24 protein-coding genes are annotated in these 20,935 nt (G+C 37.7%); 19 read left to right on the forward strand and 5 right to left on the reverse strand.

Going from position 1 to position 20,935, the window contains the following annotated elements; translation table 11 throughout:
• The first annotated feature begins 7 nt into the window (after positions 1-7).
• From ccoS to ACHZAX_RS16980, 10 genes are all read left to right on the forward strand, one after another.
• Complete coding sequence (ccoS, locus tag ACHZAX_RS16935; protein ID WP_101308110.1) at positions 8-217, forward strand: cbb3-type cytochrome oxidase assembly protein CcoS; 210 nt, start codon at positions 8-10, stop codon at positions 215-217.
• Positions 218-221: 4 nt separating this feature from the next.
• Entirely contained in the window at positions 222-2,351 is a 2,130-nt protein-coding gene (gene ccoN / locus ACHZAX_RS16940) for a cytochrome-c oxidase, cbb3-type subunit I (RefSeq protein ID WP_101308109.1), read from the forward strand.
• A 200-nt stretch (positions 2,352-2,551) separates the two neighbouring features.
• Complete coding sequence (locus ACHZAX_RS16945) at positions 2,552-2,752, forward strand: cbb3-type cytochrome oxidase subunit 3 (RefSeq protein ID WP_101308108.1); 201 nt, start codon at positions 2,552-2,554, stop codon at positions 2,750-2,752.
• 23 nt (positions 2,753-2,775) lie between these two features.
• Positions 2,776-3,342 carry a cbb3-type cytochrome c oxidase N-terminal domain-containing protein gene (locus ACHZAX_RS16950; RefSeq protein ID WP_320019926.1) on the forward strand — a complete coding sequence of 189 codons (567 nt, stop codon included), beginning with the start codon at positions 2,776-2,778 and terminating at the stop codon, positions 3,340-3,342.
• An 87-nt stretch (positions 3,343-3,429) separates the two neighbouring features.
• Positions 3,430-4,827, forward strand: coding sequence for a cytochrome c oxidase accessory protein CcoG (gene ccoG / locus ACHZAX_RS16955; RefSeq protein ID WP_320019927.1), 1,398 nt, complete (start codon positions 3,430-3,432; stop codon positions 4,825-4,827).
• Positions 4,828-4,872: 45 nt separating this feature from the next.
• Positions 4,873-5,310, forward strand: a complete 438-nt coding sequence (locus tag ACHZAX_RS16960; protein ID WP_180327171.1) for a FixH family protein — start codon at positions 4,873-4,875, stop codon at positions 5,308-5,310.
• Between the two features lie 70 nt (positions 5,311-5,380).
• On the forward strand, positions 5,381-5,755 hold the full coding sequence (locus ACHZAX_RS16965; protein WP_320019928.1) for a GxxExxY protein: 375 nt from the start codon (positions 5,381-5,383) through the stop codon (positions 5,753-5,755).
• Between the two features lie 60 nt (positions 5,756-5,815).
• Positions 5,816-6,547: a sulfite exporter TauE/SafE family protein gene (locus ACHZAX_RS16970; protein WP_320019929.1), complete on the forward strand. Its 732-nt coding sequence runs from the start codon at positions 5,816-5,818 to the stop codon at positions 6,545-6,547.
• Positions 6,548-6,627: 80 nt separating this feature from the next.
• On the forward strand, positions 6,628-7,482 hold the full coding sequence (locus ACHZAX_RS16975) for a hypothetical protein (protein WP_320019930.1): 855 nt from the start codon (positions 6,628-6,630) through the stop codon (positions 7,480-7,482).
• 123 nt (positions 7,483-7,605) lie between these two features.
• On the forward strand, positions 7,606-7,869 hold the full coding sequence (locus ACHZAX_RS16980; RefSeq protein ID WP_320019931.1) for an SEC-C metal-binding domain-containing protein: 264 nt from the start codon (positions 7,606-7,608) through the stop codon (positions 7,867-7,869).
• 69 nt (positions 7,870-7,938) lie between these two features.
• On the opposite strand, the gene ACHZAX_RS16985 is transcribed toward ACHZAX_RS16980, so the two are convergent.
• Positions 7,939-8,370 carry a c-type cytochrome gene (locus tag ACHZAX_RS16985; protein ID WP_320019932.1) on the reverse strand — a complete coding sequence of 144 codons (432 nt, stop codon included), beginning with the start codon at positions 8,368-8,370 and terminating at the stop codon, positions 7,939-7,941.
• A gap of 299 nt (positions 8,371-8,669) precedes the next feature.
• Here ACHZAX_RS16985 and ACHZAX_RS16990 point away from each other — a divergent pair, with 299 nt between their 5' ends.
• The 9 genes from ACHZAX_RS16990 to ACHZAX_RS17030 all read left to right on the forward strand — a co-directional run bounded on the left by ACHZAX_RS16990 (position 8,670) and on the right by ACHZAX_RS17030 (position 16,904).
• Positions 8,670-9,452, forward strand: coding sequence for an SCO family protein (locus ACHZAX_RS16990; RefSeq protein WP_101308100.1), 783 nt, complete (start codon positions 8,670-8,672; stop codon positions 9,450-9,452).
• A 95-nt stretch (positions 9,453-9,547) separates the two neighbouring features.
• A complete protein-coding gene (locus ACHZAX_RS16995) occupies positions 9,548-11,158 on the forward strand; it encodes a cytochrome c oxidase subunit I (protein WP_320019933.1) in 1,611 nt (536 codons plus the stop codon).
• Complete coding sequence (locus ACHZAX_RS17000; RefSeq protein WP_101308098.1) at positions 11,151-11,765, forward strand: cytochrome c oxidase subunit 3 family protein; 615 nt, start codon at positions 11,151-11,153, stop codon at positions 11,763-11,765. Before ACHZAX_RS16995 ends, ACHZAX_RS17000 begins: the two co-directional genes overlap by 8 nt.
• A 10-nt stretch (positions 11,766-11,775) precedes the next feature.
• Positions 11,776-12,063: a cytochrome C oxidase subunit IV family protein gene (locus tag ACHZAX_RS17005; protein ID WP_101308097.1), complete on the forward strand. Its 288-nt coding sequence runs from the start codon at positions 11,776-11,778 to the stop codon at positions 12,061-12,063.
• 3 nt (positions 12,064-12,066) lie between these two features.
• Positions 12,067-13,011 (forward strand): cytochrome c oxidase subunit II, encoded by a 945-nt coding sequence (gene coxB / locus ACHZAX_RS17010; RefSeq protein WP_320019934.1) that lies wholly within the window; start codon positions 12,067-12,069, stop codon positions 13,009-13,011.
• A 13-nt stretch (positions 13,012-13,024) separates the two neighbouring features.
• Positions 13,025-13,891, forward strand: a complete 867-nt coding sequence (locus ACHZAX_RS17015) for a protoheme IX farnesyltransferase (RefSeq protein WP_320019935.1) — start codon at positions 13,025-13,027, stop codon at positions 13,889-13,891.
• Between the two features lie 377 nt (positions 13,892-14,268).
• Positions 14,269-14,586: a cation transporter gene (locus tag ACHZAX_RS17020; protein WP_320019936.1), complete on the forward strand. Its 318-nt coding sequence runs from the start codon at positions 14,269-14,271 to the stop codon at positions 14,584-14,586.
• Positions 14,587-15,530: 944 nt separating this feature from the next.
• Complete coding sequence (locus ACHZAX_RS17025) at positions 15,531-16,343, forward strand: HNH endonuclease (RefSeq protein WP_320019937.1); 813 nt, start codon at positions 15,531-15,533, stop codon at positions 16,341-16,343.
• A gap of 225 nt (positions 16,344-16,568) precedes the next feature.
• Positions 16,569-16,904: a GIY-YIG nuclease family protein gene (locus ACHZAX_RS17030; protein ID WP_320019938.1), complete on the forward strand. Its 336-nt coding sequence runs from the start codon at positions 16,569-16,571 to the stop codon at positions 16,902-16,904.
• Positions 16,905-17,059: 155 nt separating this feature from the next.
• Here ACHZAX_RS17030 and ACHZAX_RS17035 read toward each other — a convergent pair whose 3' ends face one another.
• The 4 genes from ACHZAX_RS17035 to nrfD all read right to left on the reverse strand — a co-directional run bounded on the left by ACHZAX_RS17035 (position 17,060) and on the right by nrfD (position 20,932).
• Positions 17,060-17,626: a c-type cytochrome gene (locus tag ACHZAX_RS17035; RefSeq protein WP_320019939.1), complete on the reverse strand. Its 567-nt coding sequence runs from the start codon at positions 17,624-17,626 to the stop codon at positions 17,060-17,062.
• 25 nt (positions 17,627-17,651) lie between these two features.
• Entirely contained in the window at positions 17,652-18,815 is a 1,164-nt protein-coding gene (locus ACHZAX_RS17040; RefSeq protein WP_320019940.1) for a hypothetical protein, read from the reverse strand.
• Between the two features lie 20 nt (positions 18,816-18,835).
• Positions 18,836-19,357: a DUF3341 domain-containing protein gene (locus ACHZAX_RS17045; protein WP_320019941.1), complete on the reverse strand. Its 522-nt coding sequence runs from the start codon at positions 19,355-19,357 to the stop codon at positions 18,836-18,838.
• A gap of 195 nt (positions 19,358-19,552) precedes the next feature.
• Entirely contained in the window at positions 19,553-20,932 is a 1,380-nt protein-coding gene (gene nrfD / locus ACHZAX_RS17050) for an NrfD/PsrC family molybdoenzyme membrane anchor subunit (RefSeq protein WP_101308089.1), read from the reverse strand.
• Positions 20,933-20,935 lie beyond the last annotated feature (3 nt).

A 20,935-nucleotide genomic window follows, 5' to 3' on the forward strand; every position in this document is an offset into this window, starting at 1 on the left:
ATAGTAAATGAGTGTATTGTTCGTTTTAATAGGTGTTAGCATGCTTGTAGCAGGAGGATTTCTTGTCGGATTCCTTTGGGCTGTAAAGAAAGGACAATATGATGATTCTTATTCCCCATCTGTTCGAATTTTATTCGACGATCAGGAAAATGAAGCGCAAAAAGAAGAAAAAAAACAAATAGAAAAGGATACAACTAAGAAAAACCATAAATCTTAATTTAATGGAAACACAACATTTTTCGTACGATAACAAAATCGTGAAATTTTTCGCCTACGCAACCATTCTTTGGGGAGTAGTTGGAATGCTGGTAGGGCTTTTGGCAGCACTGCAATTGGCATTCCCGATTTTTAATTTCAATCTGGCTTATACCTCTTTTGGTAGAATTCGTCCGATTCACACCAATGCAGTAATTTTTGCATTTGTTGGGAATGGAATATTTACCGCAGTTTATTATTCACTTCAGCGCTTATTGAAAGCCAGAATGTTTAATGACAGACTTAGTTGGATCCATTTCTGGGGATGGCAGGCCATAATTGTTTCGGCGGCTGTCACCTTTGTTTTAGGAATCACTACCAGTAAAGAATATGCTGAGTTGGAATGGCCGATCGATATTGCCATTACCATTATTTGGGTTGTGTTTGGCTGGAACATGTTTGGTACCATTCTAAGAAGAAGAGCCGATCACCTTTATGTTGCCATATGGTTTTATATCGCAACTTTTGTAACAGTTGCCGTTCTTCATATAGGTAATTCAATCTCCCTGCCTTACAGCTGGATTCAGTCATATCCTGTTTATGCCGGTGTGCAGGATGCTTTGGTGCAGTGGTGGTATGGTCACAATGCAGTTGCATTTTTCCTGACTACGCCGTATTTAGGTTTAATGTACTATTTCCTGCCCAAAGCTGCCAATCGTCCGGTGTATTCCTACCGACTTTCGATTATTCACTTCTGGGCATTGGTTTTTCTTTATATCTGGGCCGGACCTCATCACTTACTTTATACCTCGTTACCAGATTGGGCACAATCTTTAGGTGTTGTTTTCTCAATCATGTTACTTGCTCCTTCGTGGGGAGGAATGTTTAACGGACTGCTTACACTTCGCGGTGCCTGGGATAAAGTCCGCGACAGTGCAACTCTAAAATTTATGGTGGTTGCTGTAACTTGTTACGGAATGTCGACCTTTGAAGGCCCGATGATGTCTCTTAAATGGGTAAATTCACTAACACATTATACCGACTGGACGATTGCTCACGTTCACATTGGAGCAATGGGCTGGAATGGCTTCCTTACTTTTGGAATGTTGTACTACTTGTTCCCAAAAATGTGGAATACCAAACTGTACTCTGAAAAATTAGCCAATGCACACTTCTGGGTTGGAACATTAGGAATGATTTTTTATGCGCTTCCATTGTATTGGGGTGCCATTGTTCAAACCCTAATGTGGAAAGAATTCACTCCGGACGGATTGTTGGCTTATCCTAATTTCTTAGAAACTGTCACTCAGATTCTGCCAATGTATCACGTCAGAGTTTTAGGAGGACTTCTTTACTTCTCCGGACTGTTTTTAATGGTTTATAATCTATTAAAAACTGCCGCATCCGGTAAATGCACAGACAATGAAGAAGCTTCGGCTCCTGCTATTGTTACCGACACAAAACGCAGCAATAGTGAAGGTTTACACCGTTGGCTAGAAAGAAAACCTGTTCAGTTTATGATTTTGGCTACAGTCGCGATCTTAATTGGTGGTGCTTTCGAAATTATCCCAACGTACCTGATCAAATCAAATATCCCGACCATCGAGAGTGTAAAACCTTATACTCCTCTTGAGTTGCAGGGTAGAGATATTTATATCCGTGAAGGCTGTAATACTTGTCACTCCCAAATGGTTCGTCCGTTCCGTTCAGAAACAGAACGATATGGTGAGTATTCAAAAGCAGGCGAATCGGTTTACGATCATCCGCACTTGTGGGGATCGAAACGTACTGGTCCGGATTTGGCCCGCGAAGGTGTTCCCGGTGGAAAAATGTACAAAACTAATGTTTGGCATTTTAACCATATGCTGGATCCGCAAAAAATGAATGCTCAATCCATTATGCCTAAATATCCCTGGCTGATAAAAGACGTATTGGATACTTCATCAACTCCGGCAAAAATTCGGGCGATGACCACTTTAGGTGTGCCATATGCTGAAGGATACGATCAAATTGCCAATGACGATTTGAAGAAACAAGCAGAAGAAATTGCTGCCGATCTTAAAAAATCGGGTATTGAAGTAGCTAGTGATAAAGAAATATTAGCTGTAATTGCGTATCTGCAACGTTTGGGCAGAGATATTTCGGTGCAAAAATAGATATCATATATGTAGGTGTGAGAAATGAGAAAAATACTTTTATAGTGATTTTACCTCACTTCTCAGATCACCTATCTAAAAAAATAAATGAAACGTCCATGTATAAAGCTTTCTACACACAGGGAAATGATTATAATGGTAAGTTCTCCCGAAACAAGTTCGGGACAGGCTATATGACAAAAACTTAAAATTATAAACACATGAAAATAGTTAGTCATTATTTACAAGGCATTGCTGATGTTGGTTTTTTCCCAAGCATCTCATTACTGATTTTCTTCCTGTTCTTCGCAGGAATGCTTTGGTGGACTTTCAAAAAAAGCAACAAAGAATTCTTTACGGAAATGGAAAGTTATGCTCTTGACGAGGATGGTGTAAATCCATCATCGGAAGCAAAAGAATAAACAGGCCCAAAAATCAAGATAAAATGGAGAAAAAAGATAAATTCTTAGAAGAAAACGAGCATCTGATCAGCGATCATGATTATGATGGGATTAGAGAATTAAACAACCCAATGCCAACTTGGTGGCGTTACTTGTTTTATATCACAATTGTTTTTGCCGCAGTATACATGTTTCGTTATCATGTTTTTGGTGATGATTTACAAATTGCAGAGTACAATAAGGAAATGGCTCTTGCCGAAGCAAATAAACCGAAAACTGCTTTTGACGAGAATGCTCTTGTTTTAATGACAGCGTCGGCAGATTTGGACAATGGAAAAGCCATCTACGACAAAAACTGCATTGCTTGTCATGGATCATTGGGAGAAGGTAATGCAATTGGACCAAACCTTACCGATAAGTATTGGTTGAATGGCGGCAGTCTTAAAGATGTTTATCAAATCATTAAAGTAGGAAAACCTATGAAGGGGATGTTAGCCTGGCAAAATCAATTGGCGCCTGAACAAATGCTGCAGGTTGCCAGTTATATAATGGGACTGCAGGGAACAAATCCTCCTAATGCAAAAGACGCTCAGGGTGAATTGGTTGAATAATATTTAAGCTTCAAGCTGTTAGTTACAAGTTTCAAGTAATTCAGCTTGAGACTTGAAGCTCGTAACTAATCCATAAACAAAACAACAATGGCTCCTAAAAATCCATACACAGGTTATCGTGACCAACTTGCGACTCTTAATGAGACAGGAAAACGCAGATGGGTATACGCACAAAAACCAAAAGGGAAATTATATAACTATCGGAATATTGTTAGCTATACCTTACTATTTTTGCTATTTGCCATTCCTTTTGTGAAGTTAAATGGTGAGCCATTTTTGATGTTGAATATTTTAGAGCGAAAATTCATTTTATTTGGTGTTCATTTTTGGCCTCAGGATTTTCATCTTTTCCTGTATTCCATGATTACTCTTTTTGTATTTGTGGTACTATTTACCGTTAGCTATGGTCGAATATGGTGTGGTTGGACCTGTCCGCAAACTGTTTTTTTAGAATTTATTTTCAGAAGAATTGAGTACTTAATTGAAGGAAATCCAAGCCAACAGCGCAAATTGGATTCCCAACCAATGAATTTCACTAAATTCTGGAAAAAGAGCTTGAAAATTATTCTTTTTTATGCAATCTGCTTCTTAATTACAAACGCCTTTTTATCCTACATTATTGGAATTGACCAATTGCTGGAAATAATGAAGGCTCCAATATCCGAACATAGCGTTGGATTTACTGTGGCAGTTTTGTTCTCGGGCGTTATGTTCTTTGTTTTTACAAAATTGCGAGAGCAGGTATGCTCGATGATTTGCCCTTATGGGAGACTACAGGGTGTACTATTAGACTCCAATTCGATAGTTGTTGCTTACGATTACAAACGAGGCGAAGAAAGAGCTCCGCTGGAGGCTGGCGAAGATCGAAAAAAAGATGGCAAAGGAGATTGTATTGACTGTTATCAGTGTGTTGATGTTTGTCCTACCGGAATTGATGTGCGCGATGGGACTCAATTGGAATGCATCAACTGTACTGCATGCATAGATGAATGCAATTCTGTAATGGAGTGGATAGGAAAACCAAAAGGTTTAATTCGATTCGATTCTGAAAAAAATATCGCCGAAGGCAAAAAACAAAAATGGCCTGCCCGTAAAATTGCTTATACCATAGTTCTGTGCATTCTGCTGGGAATTGTTGCTGCTTTATTTGCTTCCAGAAGCGATTTGGAAGCCGTTATCCTGCGAACTCCAGGCTTAATGTATCAACCTCAGGAAGGCGGTATTAGTAATATGTACAGCTTTAAAGTTGTTAACAAAACGGTTGCCGAGGTTCCTATTCATTTTAAGATTATGAATCACGAAGGTGTTATTAAAGTAATTGGAGAAGAATTAAAAGCCAAAGCAAGTTCAATAAAAGAAGGTGTATTCTTCGCAATTTTACCACAAAAAGAAATTACAAGCGATAACATTCCAATTACCATTGGTGTGTATGCCGATAAACGATTAATAGAAGAAGTTAAACTAACTTTTGTAGGACCAAACTAAAGTAAAAGTAACAAGGATAAAGTAGAGAGGATCAAAATGAAAAAGATGAGTTGGGGGACAAAACTAGCAATAGGAGCTTCGATATATGTTATCGGGATTCTTACTTTTGTTGCATTTAGTACAACGCAAAAAATCAATTTAGTATCAAAAGATTACTATCCTAAAGAGGTGGAATATCAACAACAAATTGATAAATTAAATAATGCCAAAAAATTAAATGAGACGATCCTTATCTCGCAGGAAAATGGGAAATTACAATTACAGTTTCCGGCCAATATGCACGATCAGGTAAAAGGCGAAATCATATTTTATCGTCCTGCCGATTATGAATCAGATTTTAAAACTTCAATTGAGCTTGACGAAAACGGATTGCAGGAACTTAATACAGACCAACTTTTAAAAGGCATGTACACCGTCAAAATAGATTGGGAACACGGTGGCAAAGGATATTATAAAGAAGAGGCTGTTTACTTGAATAAATAAGTGTTTAACCACGAAGGTAATGAAGTCCTGCACGAAGTAACACCAAGAAAAAAATAAGATCTTAAAGTAAATGAAAGACTTAGAAATAGTTTACAAGAAAGTATTAGATTGTGCATTTAGGGTGCATACCGAACTCGGCCCAGGACTATTAGAGAGTGCTTATGAAGAATGCCTTTACTATGAACTTTCTCAAGAAGGACTCAAAGTTGAGAAACAAAAAGAACTACCTCTAATTTATAAAGAAATTAGATTAGAATCTGGCTACAGACTTGATCTATTAGTTGAAGATTCAGTAATAGTTGAGATTAAAGCAATAGAAACTTTAAACGATAAGCATCTGGTACAGATTTTAACCTACATGAAACTGTCAAAGTGTAAACTGGGTTTACTGGTTAACTTCAATGTCAAATCACTTAAATATGGCATTAAAAGAGTAATATTTTAAACCTTAGTGTCCTTTGTGAAAATACTTTGTGCACTTTGTGGTTAGATAAAAAAGAAAAACATGGTATATCTATCAGCATTAATACTTGGACTTATGGGCAGTTTTCACTGTGTGGGAATGTGTGGTCCTATTGCACTGGCAATTCCATTAAAAACGACTTCATGGCTGGCAAGAATTTCGGGCGGTGTGATTTACAACATCGGACGTGCCCTTACCTATGCAATAATGGGAGCCATATTTGGTTTGCTGGGAAGAGGTTTGGTTATGAGTGGATTTCAGCAATGGGTTTCTGTTATCATGGGTGTTATCATGATTCTATCCGTAATTACTCCTTCTATTTATAAGAATCGCTTTAACGCTGAAAAAGGGATATTCTCCTTTGTGGGAAAAGTAAAACTTTCATTGGGAAAACTATTCACTCAACGCAGTTATGGTTCTCTTTTTCTGATCGGATTATTAAATGGACTACTTCCGTGCGGATTGGTTTACGTTGCTATTGCTGCAGCAATTGCCACAGGATCATCTGTTGGCGGCGGACTTTTCATGTTCATTTTTGGTTTGGGAACTCTTCCCATGATGTTGGCGATTTCACTAATTGGTAATTTAATCACTCTTGAATTGAGAAAGAAAATTACCCGGTTGATTCCTTATGCCATTGTATTTATCGGTATTCTGTTCGTGCTTCGCGGATTGAGTTTAGGAATTCCTTTCCTAAGTCCACCCGAAAAAGCTATGCATGTTCCAACCGAACAAGTGGATGTAAGCAAACCAAAACCAGATTGCTGTCATTAAATGTATTCATCGTTTAATTATTTTGGCTTGATTATTGTTTATCAAAACAATAATTTTAGCTCTCTTCAACTAATTAAACGATGAATAAAACAATTGCTGTTTTCCTATTCCTGCTATGTTATTTAAGTACATACAGCCAAAAAAACATTGAAATTTCTGATAATAAACGAGATCAGTTTTTCTTCGAGAAAATGCCCGAGTACATCACTAAATTTGGATTAGAGGATTTAAGAAACACTAGAGATTCTCTTAGAATTAGAATTTGGAGTAGAAACTCAACCATTGAAGTAAAACAACAGAATGGTGTTAAAGCCTACCTAACACAATGGGTAAGATGGCAAGATCCTATTATTAATAAGGTAGAATTCGAATCTAAAATTTCTAGGCAATTACTAGATTCTCTCCTTGCTTACGATATAACAACAATTCCTGAAGACGACAAATGGGGAATTGATGGAAGTTACGTTAACATCGAGATTTCAACTCCTGAAAATTACCGAACTTACACCTATTGGAGTCCTCGTTTAAATGAAAGTGACAATAGATTTAAAGTTGCAAAAATAGCAATCTTAAAAAATCAAATCTTAAATACCCAACAATACCATCAAGAATTTGTTGAAACCCTTCCTCCTGGAGGATATGGTTTATCCTCAGGACATATTGATCGTTTTTTACCAGAAGGATCTACAGAATCATCCTTATATCAGGAAGTAAAAAAAAGGATGCAATTGAAATTAGGGATTAATGAACATACAAGTCATACAAAATTCCCACTCTTCATTGTTGATATGATGCCGTGCTACATGGAAGGACTTAACAAGTACGAATTATCAGAAGTTAAAGAGATAAAAATTTTAACCCAAGATGATAAAGAAAATATTATCTACGGGACAATGTCACGAAATGGAGTTGTGATAATTACAAGCAAAAAATAATTTAAGCATTCAATTACACACTAAAAACGAACTCTTCAGCTGATAACTTATTTTAATTGTTTCCAATCAGGATATCTTGTAAATTAAGGGGAACCTAACTTTTACTAAAGATATTCCAGCACTATGAAAAAAATACTTAACAATTTGTTGACATTTTTCAACACTGAAAATGACGATACCTTTTATTATGTAAGAATTGAACGTAACGATAAATGTTTCTGCAACAGCGGTAAAAAATACAAAGCCTGCCATTATCCTGATCATCAGAAAAAAAGTAGAGTTGCCGTTAAAAAAATTAGTGAAACTACCGGAGAAGAACAAATTAAGGTTCTTAGTGTAAAACGCCTTCGTAAAGAATATTATCGTGTAAAATCGAATGTACATTAAACAATCTGTGCTTTTGGCTCATGGCTTTACCTATTCCCAATAACTCAAATACCATAGCCAAAAGCTCATTTATCTTTCCACTGCCTCAACCTGTTCCAAAGAAACCTGACCGTAATTGTTTCCCCAGGAATTCAGAATATAATTAAACACTGCGACCAATTCCTTATCGGTTAAACCGGATGCTGGCATTAAACTATTGTATTTAATACCATTTACTTTAATGGGTTTATTACTTCCGAATTTTACCATTTTTATGGCATCTTCCGTATGTTTCTTCAAGTAATCGGAATTAGCCAGGGGTGGATAAAATTTCTCAATACCACTACCCGTTTTCATATGACAGTTCATGCACTTGGCTCTATACAATTGAGCACCATTTTCCATTTCAGATGCTGGTATTTCGGCACTCACAACTTCTTTCTTTGCCGGTTTCTTATCCGATCCTACGCAGGAGGTTAAAAAAAATACAATTATCAAAAATATTACGTTCAATTTATTCATATTCATTATTCTTTTTTAGATCCAGTAAAAATAGTAAACACACAGTGCATTTTCAAAATTATTTCACATTCTAAATAGCTAACTACCGCAAAAAAAGCCAATTAACCATAAGAACCCATCAAATATTTTTATATATTTATAAAGACCTGAGTAATGATTACCATATAATTACCCCAATTATCTCCTTAACTCTAAAACATGGAGGACTATTTATGAAACGACCATGCAAAAAGCCTTACAACGAGAGAATGAGTGTAATTTGGGAGTTCCATATGACAAAAACTTAAAATTATAATCATATGAAATTAAAACTTACTGTTTCTTTTCTGCTAATCTTGATTACTTCATTGTCCTTTAGCCAAGGTGTCAAGGATTTGTATTACGACATGGAAGTTGGAGTTATAGAAAATCTTAACGACACCGTTCCGCAGAACATACAATTAACCAACGAAGCCGGTGAATTGGTCTTTTTAAAAGATCAGATTGATAAACCTACAGCAATTGTATTTGTCTATTTCCGTTGCCCGGGAATCTGCAGCCCTCTTATGGATGGTTTGGCTGATGTCATTCAAAAAAGTGATTTGGAAATCGCCAAAGATTATCAAGTCATCACAATTAGTTTTGATCCTGCAGAAACTTATGATTTGGCAGTTAAAAAGAAAAACAATTACAAGTCCTTAATTAAAGGTAAAAACACGCAAGAGGGCTGGAAATTCTATACCGGCGACAGCCTGAATATTGCTAAGGCAACAAAAGCATTGGGCTTTAGATATAAAAAGGTTGGCAACGAATACACACACGCTGCTACTGTTATTGTGACAAGTCCCGATGGAAAAATCACCCGCTATTTAAATGGCACCTACTTTTTGCCTTTTGAGTTTAAACTGGCTATTATGGAAGCTTCTAAAGGCCAGGCAGGACCAACTATCAACAAAATACTTCAATATTGCTATTCCTACGATCCGGTAGGACAAGCCTACGTTTTAAATATTACCAAAATAACCGGAGCCATTATATTGATAATGGGATTGATTGTTTTTCTATTATTGGTGTTTGTGAAAACAAAAAGGAAACAACAATAATACAAACCACAAATCCTCAGATCAATACAAATACGATCTGTCAGAATTTGTGAAATCTTTGCTTCTAATTAAGATAAAAAATTAACACAATACATATGTCTGATACCGTAATTCAAAACCCTGAACCAAATTACCTTGAATATCAAGGACGGTACAAAGGAATATTTGCATGGATTTTCTCAACAGATCACAAACGAATTGGCTTATTGTATTTATACAGTATGCTGGTGCTTTTTAGTGTTGCAGCTATTCTGGGTCTGTTAATGAAAATAGAGCTGATTGCACCCGGAAAAACCATTATGGATGCCCAGACTTACAACAGCTTTTTTACCCTTCACGGGATAACCATGATTTTTTTAATTGTAGTTCCCGGCTTACCTGCTGTGTTTGGAAATTTTTTTCTGCCTCTGATGATTGGAGCGAAAGATGTGGCATTTCCCAAGCTCAACCTTTTGTCGTGGTGGATCTATATTTTAGGTGCGGCCGTTGCTCTTTCGGCTCAGTTTTTTGGTGATGGACCTCCGGATACCGGCTGGACATTTTACGCTCCCTACAGTTTTAGAACAGGAACAAATATGCTCCCTGCAGTTACCGGAGCGTTTATCCTGGGATTTTCCTCTATTGCTACAGGACTCAACTTTATCGTAACTATTCACAGAATGAGAGCACCAGGTATGGCTTGGATGAAAATGCCTCTTTTCCCATGGGCTATATACGGAACAAGCTGGATTCAAGTACTGGCAACACCAATTGTAGGTATTACATTATTAATGATTGTACTGGAACGTACCCTGCAAATCGGTTTTTTCGATCCTGCTTTGGGTGGCGATCCAATCTTATATCAGCATTTATTCTGGATTTACTCCCACCCTGCCGTTTACATCATGATATTGCCGGCAATGGGCGTCATTTCAGAAATTATTCCAACATTTGCGCGAAAAACTATTTTTGGTTACAAAGCAATTGTTGTATCTACTTTAGCAATTGCATTTGTAGGCTACTTTGTTTGGGGACATCACATGTTTACATCCGGAATGAGTGGAACGGCCTTGTATACATTTTCGATTCTTACATTTTTGGTAGCCATACCCAGTGCTATTAAAATATTCAATTGGGTGGCTACCCTTCATAAAGCGTCCATCGATATTCAAACGCCTTTCCTGTGGGCACTTTGTTTTCTTTTTGTTTTCATGATCGGAGGATTATCCGGAATGGTGCTTGGTGCTTTATCGGCGAATGTTCATTTGCACGATACTGCATTTGTTGTTGCTCACTTTCACTTTATTGTTTTTGGAGGTACCGGATATGCATTTTTTGGAGCTCTGCACTATTGGTATCCTAAAATGTTTGGAAGAATGTACGACAAAGGCTGGGCGAATATTGGTTTGGCAGTATTCTTTACTGGTTTTAACACTCTTTACCTTCCCATGTTTTATTTAGGAATGATTGGAATGCCCCGCAGGTATTACGACTATGTTGAAGAATTTCACGGACCAAATATTGTATCCTCATTTGGAGCCATGCTTATGATTTCCGGTTTAGTCATTATCATCACCAATCTGGTTCGATCGGCCCGAAAAGGAGAAATTGCAGAAGCCGATCCCTGGAAAGGAAAAACACTTGAATGGACAGTTGCCAGTCCTCCGCCTTTAGAGAATTTTGCGGAAATACCAGTAGTAACGAAACGACCATACGACTATGAGTAATCACGCACACATTGATGAACACCGGGACGATGAAGGTGCTAAAACAGGAATGTGGATCTTCATATTTACTGAATTGATCCTTTTTGGCGGACTGTTTATTGTTTATTCGGTATACCGTTACTTAAACCCGGCGGCTTTTCATTTGGCTGCCGAAGAGCTGGATACTTTTATTGGCACAGCAAATACTGTAATTCTACTTATCAGCAGTATGACAATTGCCATGTCTATCAGTGCCATACAATATCAGAATAAAAAACTTACGTTGATATTAATGGGTGTTACCATTTTACTGGCTGTGGCATTTATGGTGAATAAATATTTTGAATGGAGTGGAAAAATATCACATGGAATTTATCCCGGCAGCCCAACACTGATGGAAGCCAGCCAGGGAGAAATCCTCTTTTTTGGTTTGTACTATGCCATGACCGGTCTTCATGCCCTGCACATTATTATTGGCGTAGCTTTTATTGCCTACGTTATGAGACTGGTTGTTAAAGACGAAGTTCAACACGACAATTTCACAATACTTGAAAACAGTGGTTTGTATTGGCATTTGGTCGATTTAATCTGGATTTTCCTTTTCCCCTTATTCTACCTAATCACTTAATTGTACTGCTATGGAAAAAGAACAACACACCCACATTGTAAAATACAAAACCTATGTATTTGTTTTGATTGCTTTGCTTTTCATGACGTTTACATCAGTTGCCATAACCAGTCTTAATTTAGGTCCGTACACAGTTTCAGCAGCTTTACTGCTGGCTGGTTGTAAATCCTTATTGGTATTACTGATTTTCATGCATCTTAAATTCGATAAAAAGTTCTATGCCATAATGGCAGCCAGCGTATTTTTACTGCTGGGCTGTGTTATTTTTATTACATTCTTAGACTACTTATACCGATAGCTTATGACTTCTAAAGCAATACCCGATGCTTCTAATTTTGTGAAAGGTGTAGATACTTCTTTCGAAGTGATATTGGGAATCATTTTCTTTTTCCTCATCGCCATCACAGCTACCATGATTTACTTTGTATTTCGATACCGCAAAGAAAAAAATCCGGTCGCTACTCAAATCCACGGAAGTGTAAGTCTTGAAATAATATGGACCGTGATCCCAACAATATTGGTGATGGTGATGTTCTACTACGGCTGGATGGGCTACAAACCAATGAAGGAAGTTCCTGACGATGCTTTTGTAGTTAAAAGCGTTGGCAGAATGTGGAACTGGCAATTCGAATACGAAAACGGCAAAAGAACAGATACTCTGTATGTTCCTTTAAATCGTGCTGTAAAATTGGATTTGAAGGCTCTGGATGTAATACATAGTTTATACATTCCTTCGTTTAGACTAAAGCAGGATGTTGTTCCCGGAAAAAAACAAATGATGTGGTTCATACCCGGCCGCGAAGGCGAATACGATTTGTTTTGCACAGAATATTGCGGCTTGAGACATTCCTCTATGCAAACATCTGTGATTGTAATGCCACAGGATAAATTCGACAGCTGGTATATTGACACAACTGCAACCGCTCCTCTTATTTCTGATAAACCAGGGGCTTTGGGCTTAATCATTGTAAAGAAGAATGGTTGTTTGGCCTGTCACTCGCTCGATGGATCGAAGTTGGTTGGCCCCAGCTGGAAAGGTTTATTTGGCAAAACAGAAACCGTGATCAGCAATGGGCAAACGCGTGAGCAACTGGTGGACAGTGCCTATGTACACAACTCCGTTTACAATCCTAACGATGATGTTGTAAAGGGTTTTAATAAAGGCTTGATGCTGTCCTATAAAAATGAATTAACAGAAGATGATATCGGCGAAATAATTGAATTTATGAAGACTCTAAGTGATTAACAAAAGCCAGCACATGAACATATCCTCTAAAATATCTACCCTTTTTGAATTAGGAAAAATTAAAATTGCTGTTCCAATAGCCATTTCCTGTTTCACGGGATATTTATTGTATGCGCCGGAATTTTCATTGGATATGGCTTATGTGGTGTTGGGTATTTTTTTGATTGTGGCCGGTGCATCTGCCTTAAATCACATTCAGGAACACAAAAAAGATGCATTAATGAACCGCACCAAATTCCGGCCAATCCCCTCAGGAAAAATCAGCATTTCGGAAGCAGTAAAATGGAGTGTTTTCTTTTTACTTTCGGGTTGCGGTTTACTAGCATTAGGAGGAACTACCGAAAGTTTATGGCTGGCCATTTTCTCCATCTTTTGGTACAATCTGGTATATACTCCATTAAAACAAATTTCGGCATTTGCCGTTGTTCCCGGAGCGTTAAGCGGTGCATTTCCTCCAATGATTGGTTACGCAGCAGCAGGCGGTAATTTTTTGGACTGGCCAATTTTAGCCCTGTCGTTTTTCTTCTTTATTGGTCAGATTCCGCACTTTTGGCTCTTATTGCTGCTCTATGGCGAAGATTATAAAAAAGGAGGCTTTAAAGTACTGACTGATGTGTTTAGCGTAAAACAAATTCACAACATCACATTAATATGGATGCTGGCAACAATAATGGTCGCTTTGCTGCTTCCCATCTTTGATGTTCTCTCATCGAAAATTCTGATTTGGTCGTTACTCGCCCTATCCTTATGGATTATTCCAAACAGTTTTATCCTTTTAAAAAACTACGACAGAATAACGGTTCGAAAATTATTTTTGCGCCTGAATCTATATTTCCTGATCATCATGATCCTAATCAGCATCGATAAACTTTACTTTTAGAACTACTCTTAACACTCAAATATTACATTTCTTGCTCAAAAGTTTTATTGTAAACATAAAGCACCCCTCTGTCCTTCGGACATCTCCCCTTAAAATGGGAGAAAACTTCACAACCGAGACCTTCCCATCTTGAGGGGAAGTGCCGATCCCGACACGTCGGGAAAAGGGTGTTAAATCTTGAAATTATTTTTTTTTACTCAACAAGATGTAAATAAAGAGTAGCCTTTTGAGGAGAAACCCGACAGGGAGAGGGGTGCAATCAGAAACTAAAAACACAGCTATGCAAAACTACAGCCCCATTATTGTTATCGCAACCTATAAACTAGACATTTACATCAATCCTTTTTATATTTACAATTCAACTAAACCCTGTTAAAATGAGAAAAATTCTAATCGTAGTATTTGCAATTGCTTTCCTGGCCGCTTGTCAGTCGAATACTAAAAAAGCAGAGAGTACAAAAACAGAAACAACACAAGTTGTTGACTATGAAACAATGGAACTAACCGTAACCGGGATGACCTGCACGGGCTGCGAAAACACAATTAAAAATGGTTTGAAACAAATTGATGGTGTTGTTGAAGTGGAAGCTTCCCATACAAACAATAAGGTTACCATTAAGGTGGAAAAAGATAAAGTTACCCATGAAGAAATAGCCCAGCAAATTGAAGCCATTGGTTACAATGTAGAGAAGTAAAATAAGATGTTGCGAATCTGTATTACAAAAACATCTTTGGTAACAAAGGTGTTTTTTCTTTTACCCATTTAGGGAAAGCATGAAAAATTGAGTTTTTGCCCCATGCTAATTGTAGCAAAGCCTGAAAACCTCAGTTTTGACACAATGTACTCAGTACAAAGCTTAAAAACCTGGGTTTTGACTCAATGTACTCAGTACAAAGCTTAAAAACCTGGGTTTTGACTCACTGTACTCAGTACAAAGCTTAAAAACTTGAGTTTTCACTCAATGTACTCAGTACAAAGCTTAAAAACTTGAGTTTTCACTCTATAACTATTTAGTGAAAGTACGAAAACTTGAGTTTTCACCCCATGACTATTTAGTGAAAGCAAAAAATGAAATTTTGAAAACTCAATAAATACAAAAAACATCATCCTTGGAATAATTTAATTTCAGTTGGCTAAAGCCAAACTGCAATAGATAAAAAAATACAAAGCTTTTGCTGATTAAAAGAGAAAAGTTCAGCATCTATTGCTTTGCTTTGCTTTTTTCAAATTCAACTCTGACAGGACCTTCGGACTCTGTCAGGATTTCATTTACTTAAAATAACCTGTCAGAGTCGATAGACCTGACAGAGTTTCAGGCAACTGATAATTGAAAATACAAATGATTGAAGAAGTGAAATCAAACAAATGCAAAACATCTATTGCTGTTGCTTTTAAGCAACTGATATTATAAAAGTAATAAACAGGCTTTAGCCACATAAAATAAATAATACCGCAAGATGCTGAAACAACACAAAGCAAATAGGAAAAAGCAGTTCCCTTTTTGATTCTCGCCCCAGATAAAAAAGCCTTTTTTTGGCAATTATCCGCAGGCCTGCAAGTTGGCAGCTTTGACAGCTTGAATCTTTGTTTCGATTTATTACTTTAGTATGGTTTTATAAATGATAATAGTAAAAGAATATGAGCACTTTTAAAATGGATTATTTTCGAACTTATTACTTTACGAATATTTGTGATTCGGTCATCGAGGATACCTTTCCATATGTGACTACATTGAATGATTTTTGGGGAGACGGTAAATTTGCATACTTCCTAAAGCCTTTCCAAAAGTATAGTGTTCTCCATCAGTATATAGATTTTTGTATTGACAGACTTATTTATGAAGCTAACAAAGGTTTAGGTGAATTATCCATAGAACAATTAAAGACTAAAGAATTCTGGATAAATGAAGCATTAAACTACCATAAAATAGAACATGAGACATTCAGTGATTGGCTAGTATCAGCTAATGACACCCATAATCATCCAGAAGATTTATTGAGTGAGTATTTCTTTGACATAGAGATGAGTGACGCTTTTTCTATGCTTAAATATCAAATGGTAGAAGAGGCTTTTTATGTGTTATTTCTAAATAGAAAATTCTTACAAGCATTTAATCTAGAAATGGCAGAAATGTTTAATGTTGAGCATATAGAAGATTTTAACGAGGAGTCTATATACCTAAAAAAAAATGAAACATTAAAAAGAACTAGAATTCCAAAATGGGCTGAACGAGCAGTTTTTTATCGGGATAGAGGAAAATGTACTGCTTGTAATAAAGACTTAACTGGATTATTTAATATTTCAAACAAGTATCACATTGACCACATAATTCCTTTATCTGCAAATGGATTGAATGATGTTTCAAACTTACAATTACTGTGTGAAACTTGTAATACATCTAAAGGCGGAAAAATTTGGGCTACATCAACTAACTATGAAAAATGGTATTGATATTTTTTTTCAATCCTCGCTACCGCACGATTTGCATCGTGTGGTTTATGAAGGTTAGCGTTTAGCCCAACATAAACCAGAATGTATTTTGAGTGGATAAGGGATTCTGGAAAGAGTGATTGTAGTAATGTTGTTGGAGCCACACGATGCAATCGTGCGGTAGCGGAGGGACACACTCAGGTTTTCGATAGAAGAACAGTTATGACACAATTAAGATTTATATAAATGAAGACAAAGAAAGAACTTAAGAGCGAATACAAACAGATGGAATTTCCTATGGGTGTTTTTCAAGTGAAATGCACAGTGAATGAAAAATCATTCATAGACAATAGTGTTGATATGGAATCAAAATGGAACCGCCATAAAATGGAACTTAAATTTGGAAACCATAGAAACAAAGATTTGCAAAACGATTGGAGCCAATTTGGAGAAGACAAATTCGAATTTAAAGTTTTGTCAGAGCTAAAGAAAAGTGAAGAAGAAAATGTGAATTACAATAAGGAATTAAAGACACTGCAAGATATGATATTGGATGAACTGAAAATTGAAAAGGTGTATTAAAAGCAGGTGCCAGTCGAGTAAGTTAGGGGAATTTGACTTCGTCGATTTTCAATTCACCCCTAACTTCTCGCAGAACCGGACAATTCGCAAGCGCTGCACAAAGCAAGCGGGTTTATTCAGAAAATAATTTCACAATAATTCATAAGGGGCACACCCTACTTTTGTCCTTGCAGATCCACTTTTATGTACTCAATAATTTTCCATCTGTCGGCTTGCTTAATTTGAGCACCATGAGCGCCCATAACCCCAAAACCAACGGTTATTACATGGAAAATCTCGCCACGGGGAGTTGTTTTCATCACATCAGTAATCAAACTTCTGGGCTGAAATGGATATTTGCCGCTCGTAAACAGATATCCTTGTCCATCTCCATTTTCACCATGACAATGGATGCAGTAAATCCCAAAAAGTTTCTTTCCTCTCTGCACATCATCAGCGGTCATTTCGTTGGGATTAAAGATATTTTCGCCCGCCCAAATTCTTTCTTCCGGCGTTTTTTCAAAATGGTAAGGAATCATTTCTCTGGGAATAGTTCCCTCTGCCGGCAAACGCAAACTCGAACCGTCTTCAAAATTTGGATTCTCGGAATAAGGTTCAAAAGCACGCGATTGTACCATATCCGGGAAATAGGAATAACCCGGATGGTTCCGGTCTTTATCGCAGGATGACAACAAAACCACAACTACCAATAAAGCACTACAACAGGATACGAATTTTTGCATAACAATTTCTTTTTGGGGTCATGAATCAGGTTTCGTAATGAAAGCTTTCTTCGAGTAAAGGATCATTTTTACTTAACAGCGGCGCTTTGGACAAAGAGCTTAAGACGACAAACAAGAAGCCTCCCAGATACAAGCACACAAATCCAATTTCCGTTAAACCAATTTGAGCGGTTTTACCAATTGTTCCGGGAATTACCAGTAAATAAATATTCAACCATTGCCCAATCAAGACTATCACCGCCATAATCGATAACCACTTTAAATTTCGTTTCGAATTCCGGGTCATTAATCCCAGAAATGGAATTACAAAATTAAGAACCAAAATGGTGAAAAACAGAATGGTATGATCGTGTAGTCTGGGTGCAAAATAGGCCGTTTCTTCAGGAATGTGACTGTACCAGATTAACAGATACTGAGAGAACCACAAATACATCCAAAATATACTAAATGCAAACAGGTATTTTCCCATGTCGTGAATGTGTTCTTTGTTGATAAATTCCAAATGGCCATTCCATTTCAGAAAACTGATAAAAAGGATAATGGCAGCAATGCCAATCTCAAAAAGACCAATAAAAATAAACCATCCGTAAAGGGTACTGTACCAATGTGCATCAATAGACATTAACCAATCCCAGCTCATGGTAGAACTTGATACGGCAAAGAAAACCATAAATAATGCGCCCAGTAACTTTCCCTTTTTATAGTATTTGATATCTGTTGATAAATCCTGCTGCAAGGAATTCTTTCGCAGCAAGCGCGTCAGCCATATCCAAACACCAAAATAAACCGCCATTCGGATGAAAAAGAACGGAATATTTAAATAGGCAGCTTTCCCCTCCAATACCGGATCGTGTAATCCCTCGTGGGACCAATGATAGATATCATGCATGCCGAAGTACAAAAGGAACATTAAAATTGCTGATACCGGCAGAAATGATGCGAAGGCCTCGGGAATACGCTGCAATGCGGTATGCCATCCGGAATAAGCTATTTTGTGCAATGCCTGAAAAACACCTCCAAACAAAGCAATGAACAGGAAAAACAGGTTGTTAATTAAAATATTTGTCCAAAATCGCTGACCGTTGGGGGCTTCTATTAAATACCCAAGCAGCAACAATAGAATTCCGAATCCTCCTGCTGCAAGCAGTGCAATTTGCGCTTTTCGGGAAAATGTATAATTCTTGTCCATCACCATATGGTTTATGCGGTTTACAATTCAATCTCCTTAACTTGTATGTTCATTGCGTCTTCCTTCTCCAAAATGCCTTTCACAACAGCATCCTGACTGCCTGCCTCATCCAGATCTACTATAATCACAAAACGATCGTTGGTACTTCGTTCGTCGTGAATCACATTGTTCGCTCCGGGTCCGAGTTTCGAACGAATAAAGAATGCTGTTGCCATTCCAAAAGAGGCAAACAAAACCGTCAGTTCAAAAGTGATCGGGATAAAGGAAGGAATCGCGAAATGAGGCTTTCCTCCAATAAATAAGGGATAATCAACCGTAAAAGCCCAGGTTTGAAAGCCAAAAGCTACGGCCAGACCTATTCCCCCGCAAATAAATGCCACAGTTGGCAAATTTGATCGTTTGAATCCCAATGCATGATCCAAGCCATGAACCGGGAAAGGAGTTAAAACATCCTGAATGGAAACATCCTGAGCCCGCAATTCCTTAGTCGCGCGGAGAAGATTCTCCTCATCTTCAAAATAGGCTGAAATATATCTTTTCATCTGTTTATAATTTTTATGCAGTTGTCAGATGGAACTTACCATACAATCATCTCCCTGTGTGTAGAAAGCTTTATAAATGGACGTTTCATCTGTTCATAATTTTAAGTTTTTGCCATATAGCCTGTCCCGAACTTGTTTCGGGAGAACTCGCCAAATAATCATCTCCCTGTGCGGAAAGCTTTATACATGGACGTTTCATGATGATTCGTTTTTATCCATATTTATAAATTTCTCTCCTGAACTTTTCATTACAGTCTTCACCTCGGCTATTGCAATTACCGGGAATACCCGAATAAACAGCAGGAAACAAGTAAAAAACAAACCTAATGTTCCAATAAATATTCCTACTTCAACAATAGTTGGACTGTACATCGACCAACTTGACGGCAGATAATCGCGGTGCAAAGAGGTTACGATAATTACAAACCGTTCGAACCACATACCAATGTTGATGAAAATGGAAAGAACAAAGGTAAATGCCAGATTTCTCCGTAGTTTTTTGAACCAAAGCAGTTGGGGCGAAATCACATTACAGGTCATCATGATTGCGTAGGCCCACCAATAAGGCCCGGTTGCCCGGTTCAGAAATGCATACTGCTCATATTCCACGCCCGAATACCAGGCAATAAACAATTCGGTGATGTAGGCAATCCCCACAATAGATCCGGTTGCGATAATAATTTTATTCATCGATTCAACATGCCCAACCGTAATGTAGCTTTCCAGATTTAGTACTTTCCGTGTAATGATTAATAGTGTGAGCACCATCGCAAAGCCAGAAAATATGGCTCCGGAAACAAAATAGGGCGGGAAAATTGTTGTGTGCCATCCCGGAATTATCGAAGTTGCAAAATCGGCACTTACAATACTGTGAACCGAAAGTACAAGCGGAGCTGCCAATCCTGCCAGTACCAAACTCATGGTTTCGTGCCTGCTCCAGTGTCTGGCAGATCCTGTCCATCCAAAACTTAAAAATCCGTAAACTGCTTTCTTAAATTTCGATTTCACTTTGTCGCGGATGGTTCCGATATCAGGTATTAAACCAACATACCAAAACAAAAGAGAAACACTAAAATAAGTACTGATTGCAAATACATCCCACAGCAGTGGTGAGTTGAAATTTACCCAAAGACCACGCGTATTTGGATAAGGAAACACAAAGAAACCCAGCAGCGGACGTCCCATATGAATTAAGGGAAACAGACCGGCACACATTACAGCAAAAAGAGTCATTGCCTCGGCAGACCGATTGATACTTGTTCTCCATTTTTGACGAAACAATAATAGAATGGCTGAAATAAACGTGCCTGCATGACCGATTCCTACCCACCACACAAAATTGGTAATTCCCCAACCCCATCCTATGGTTTTGTTCAATCCCCACGTTCCGATTCCCTGCCAAATGGTCCAACCCATCATGGCTAAGCCGAAAAACAAGGCCGATAAAGTAATTGCAATTCCAGCATACCAAGCCTTCCCCGCCTTTCCTTCAATTGGAGCAGAAATTTCGTCGGTAATCTTTTGATACGTTTTTTTCCCCGTGATTAATGGTTCACGAATTGGCGACACATACATAAG

The sequence above is a fragment of the Labilibaculum manganireducens genome, from assembly GCF_963665805.2.
Lineage (GTDB): Bacteria > Bacteroidota > Bacteroidia > Bacteroidales > Marinifilaceae > Labilibaculum > Labilibaculum manganireducens.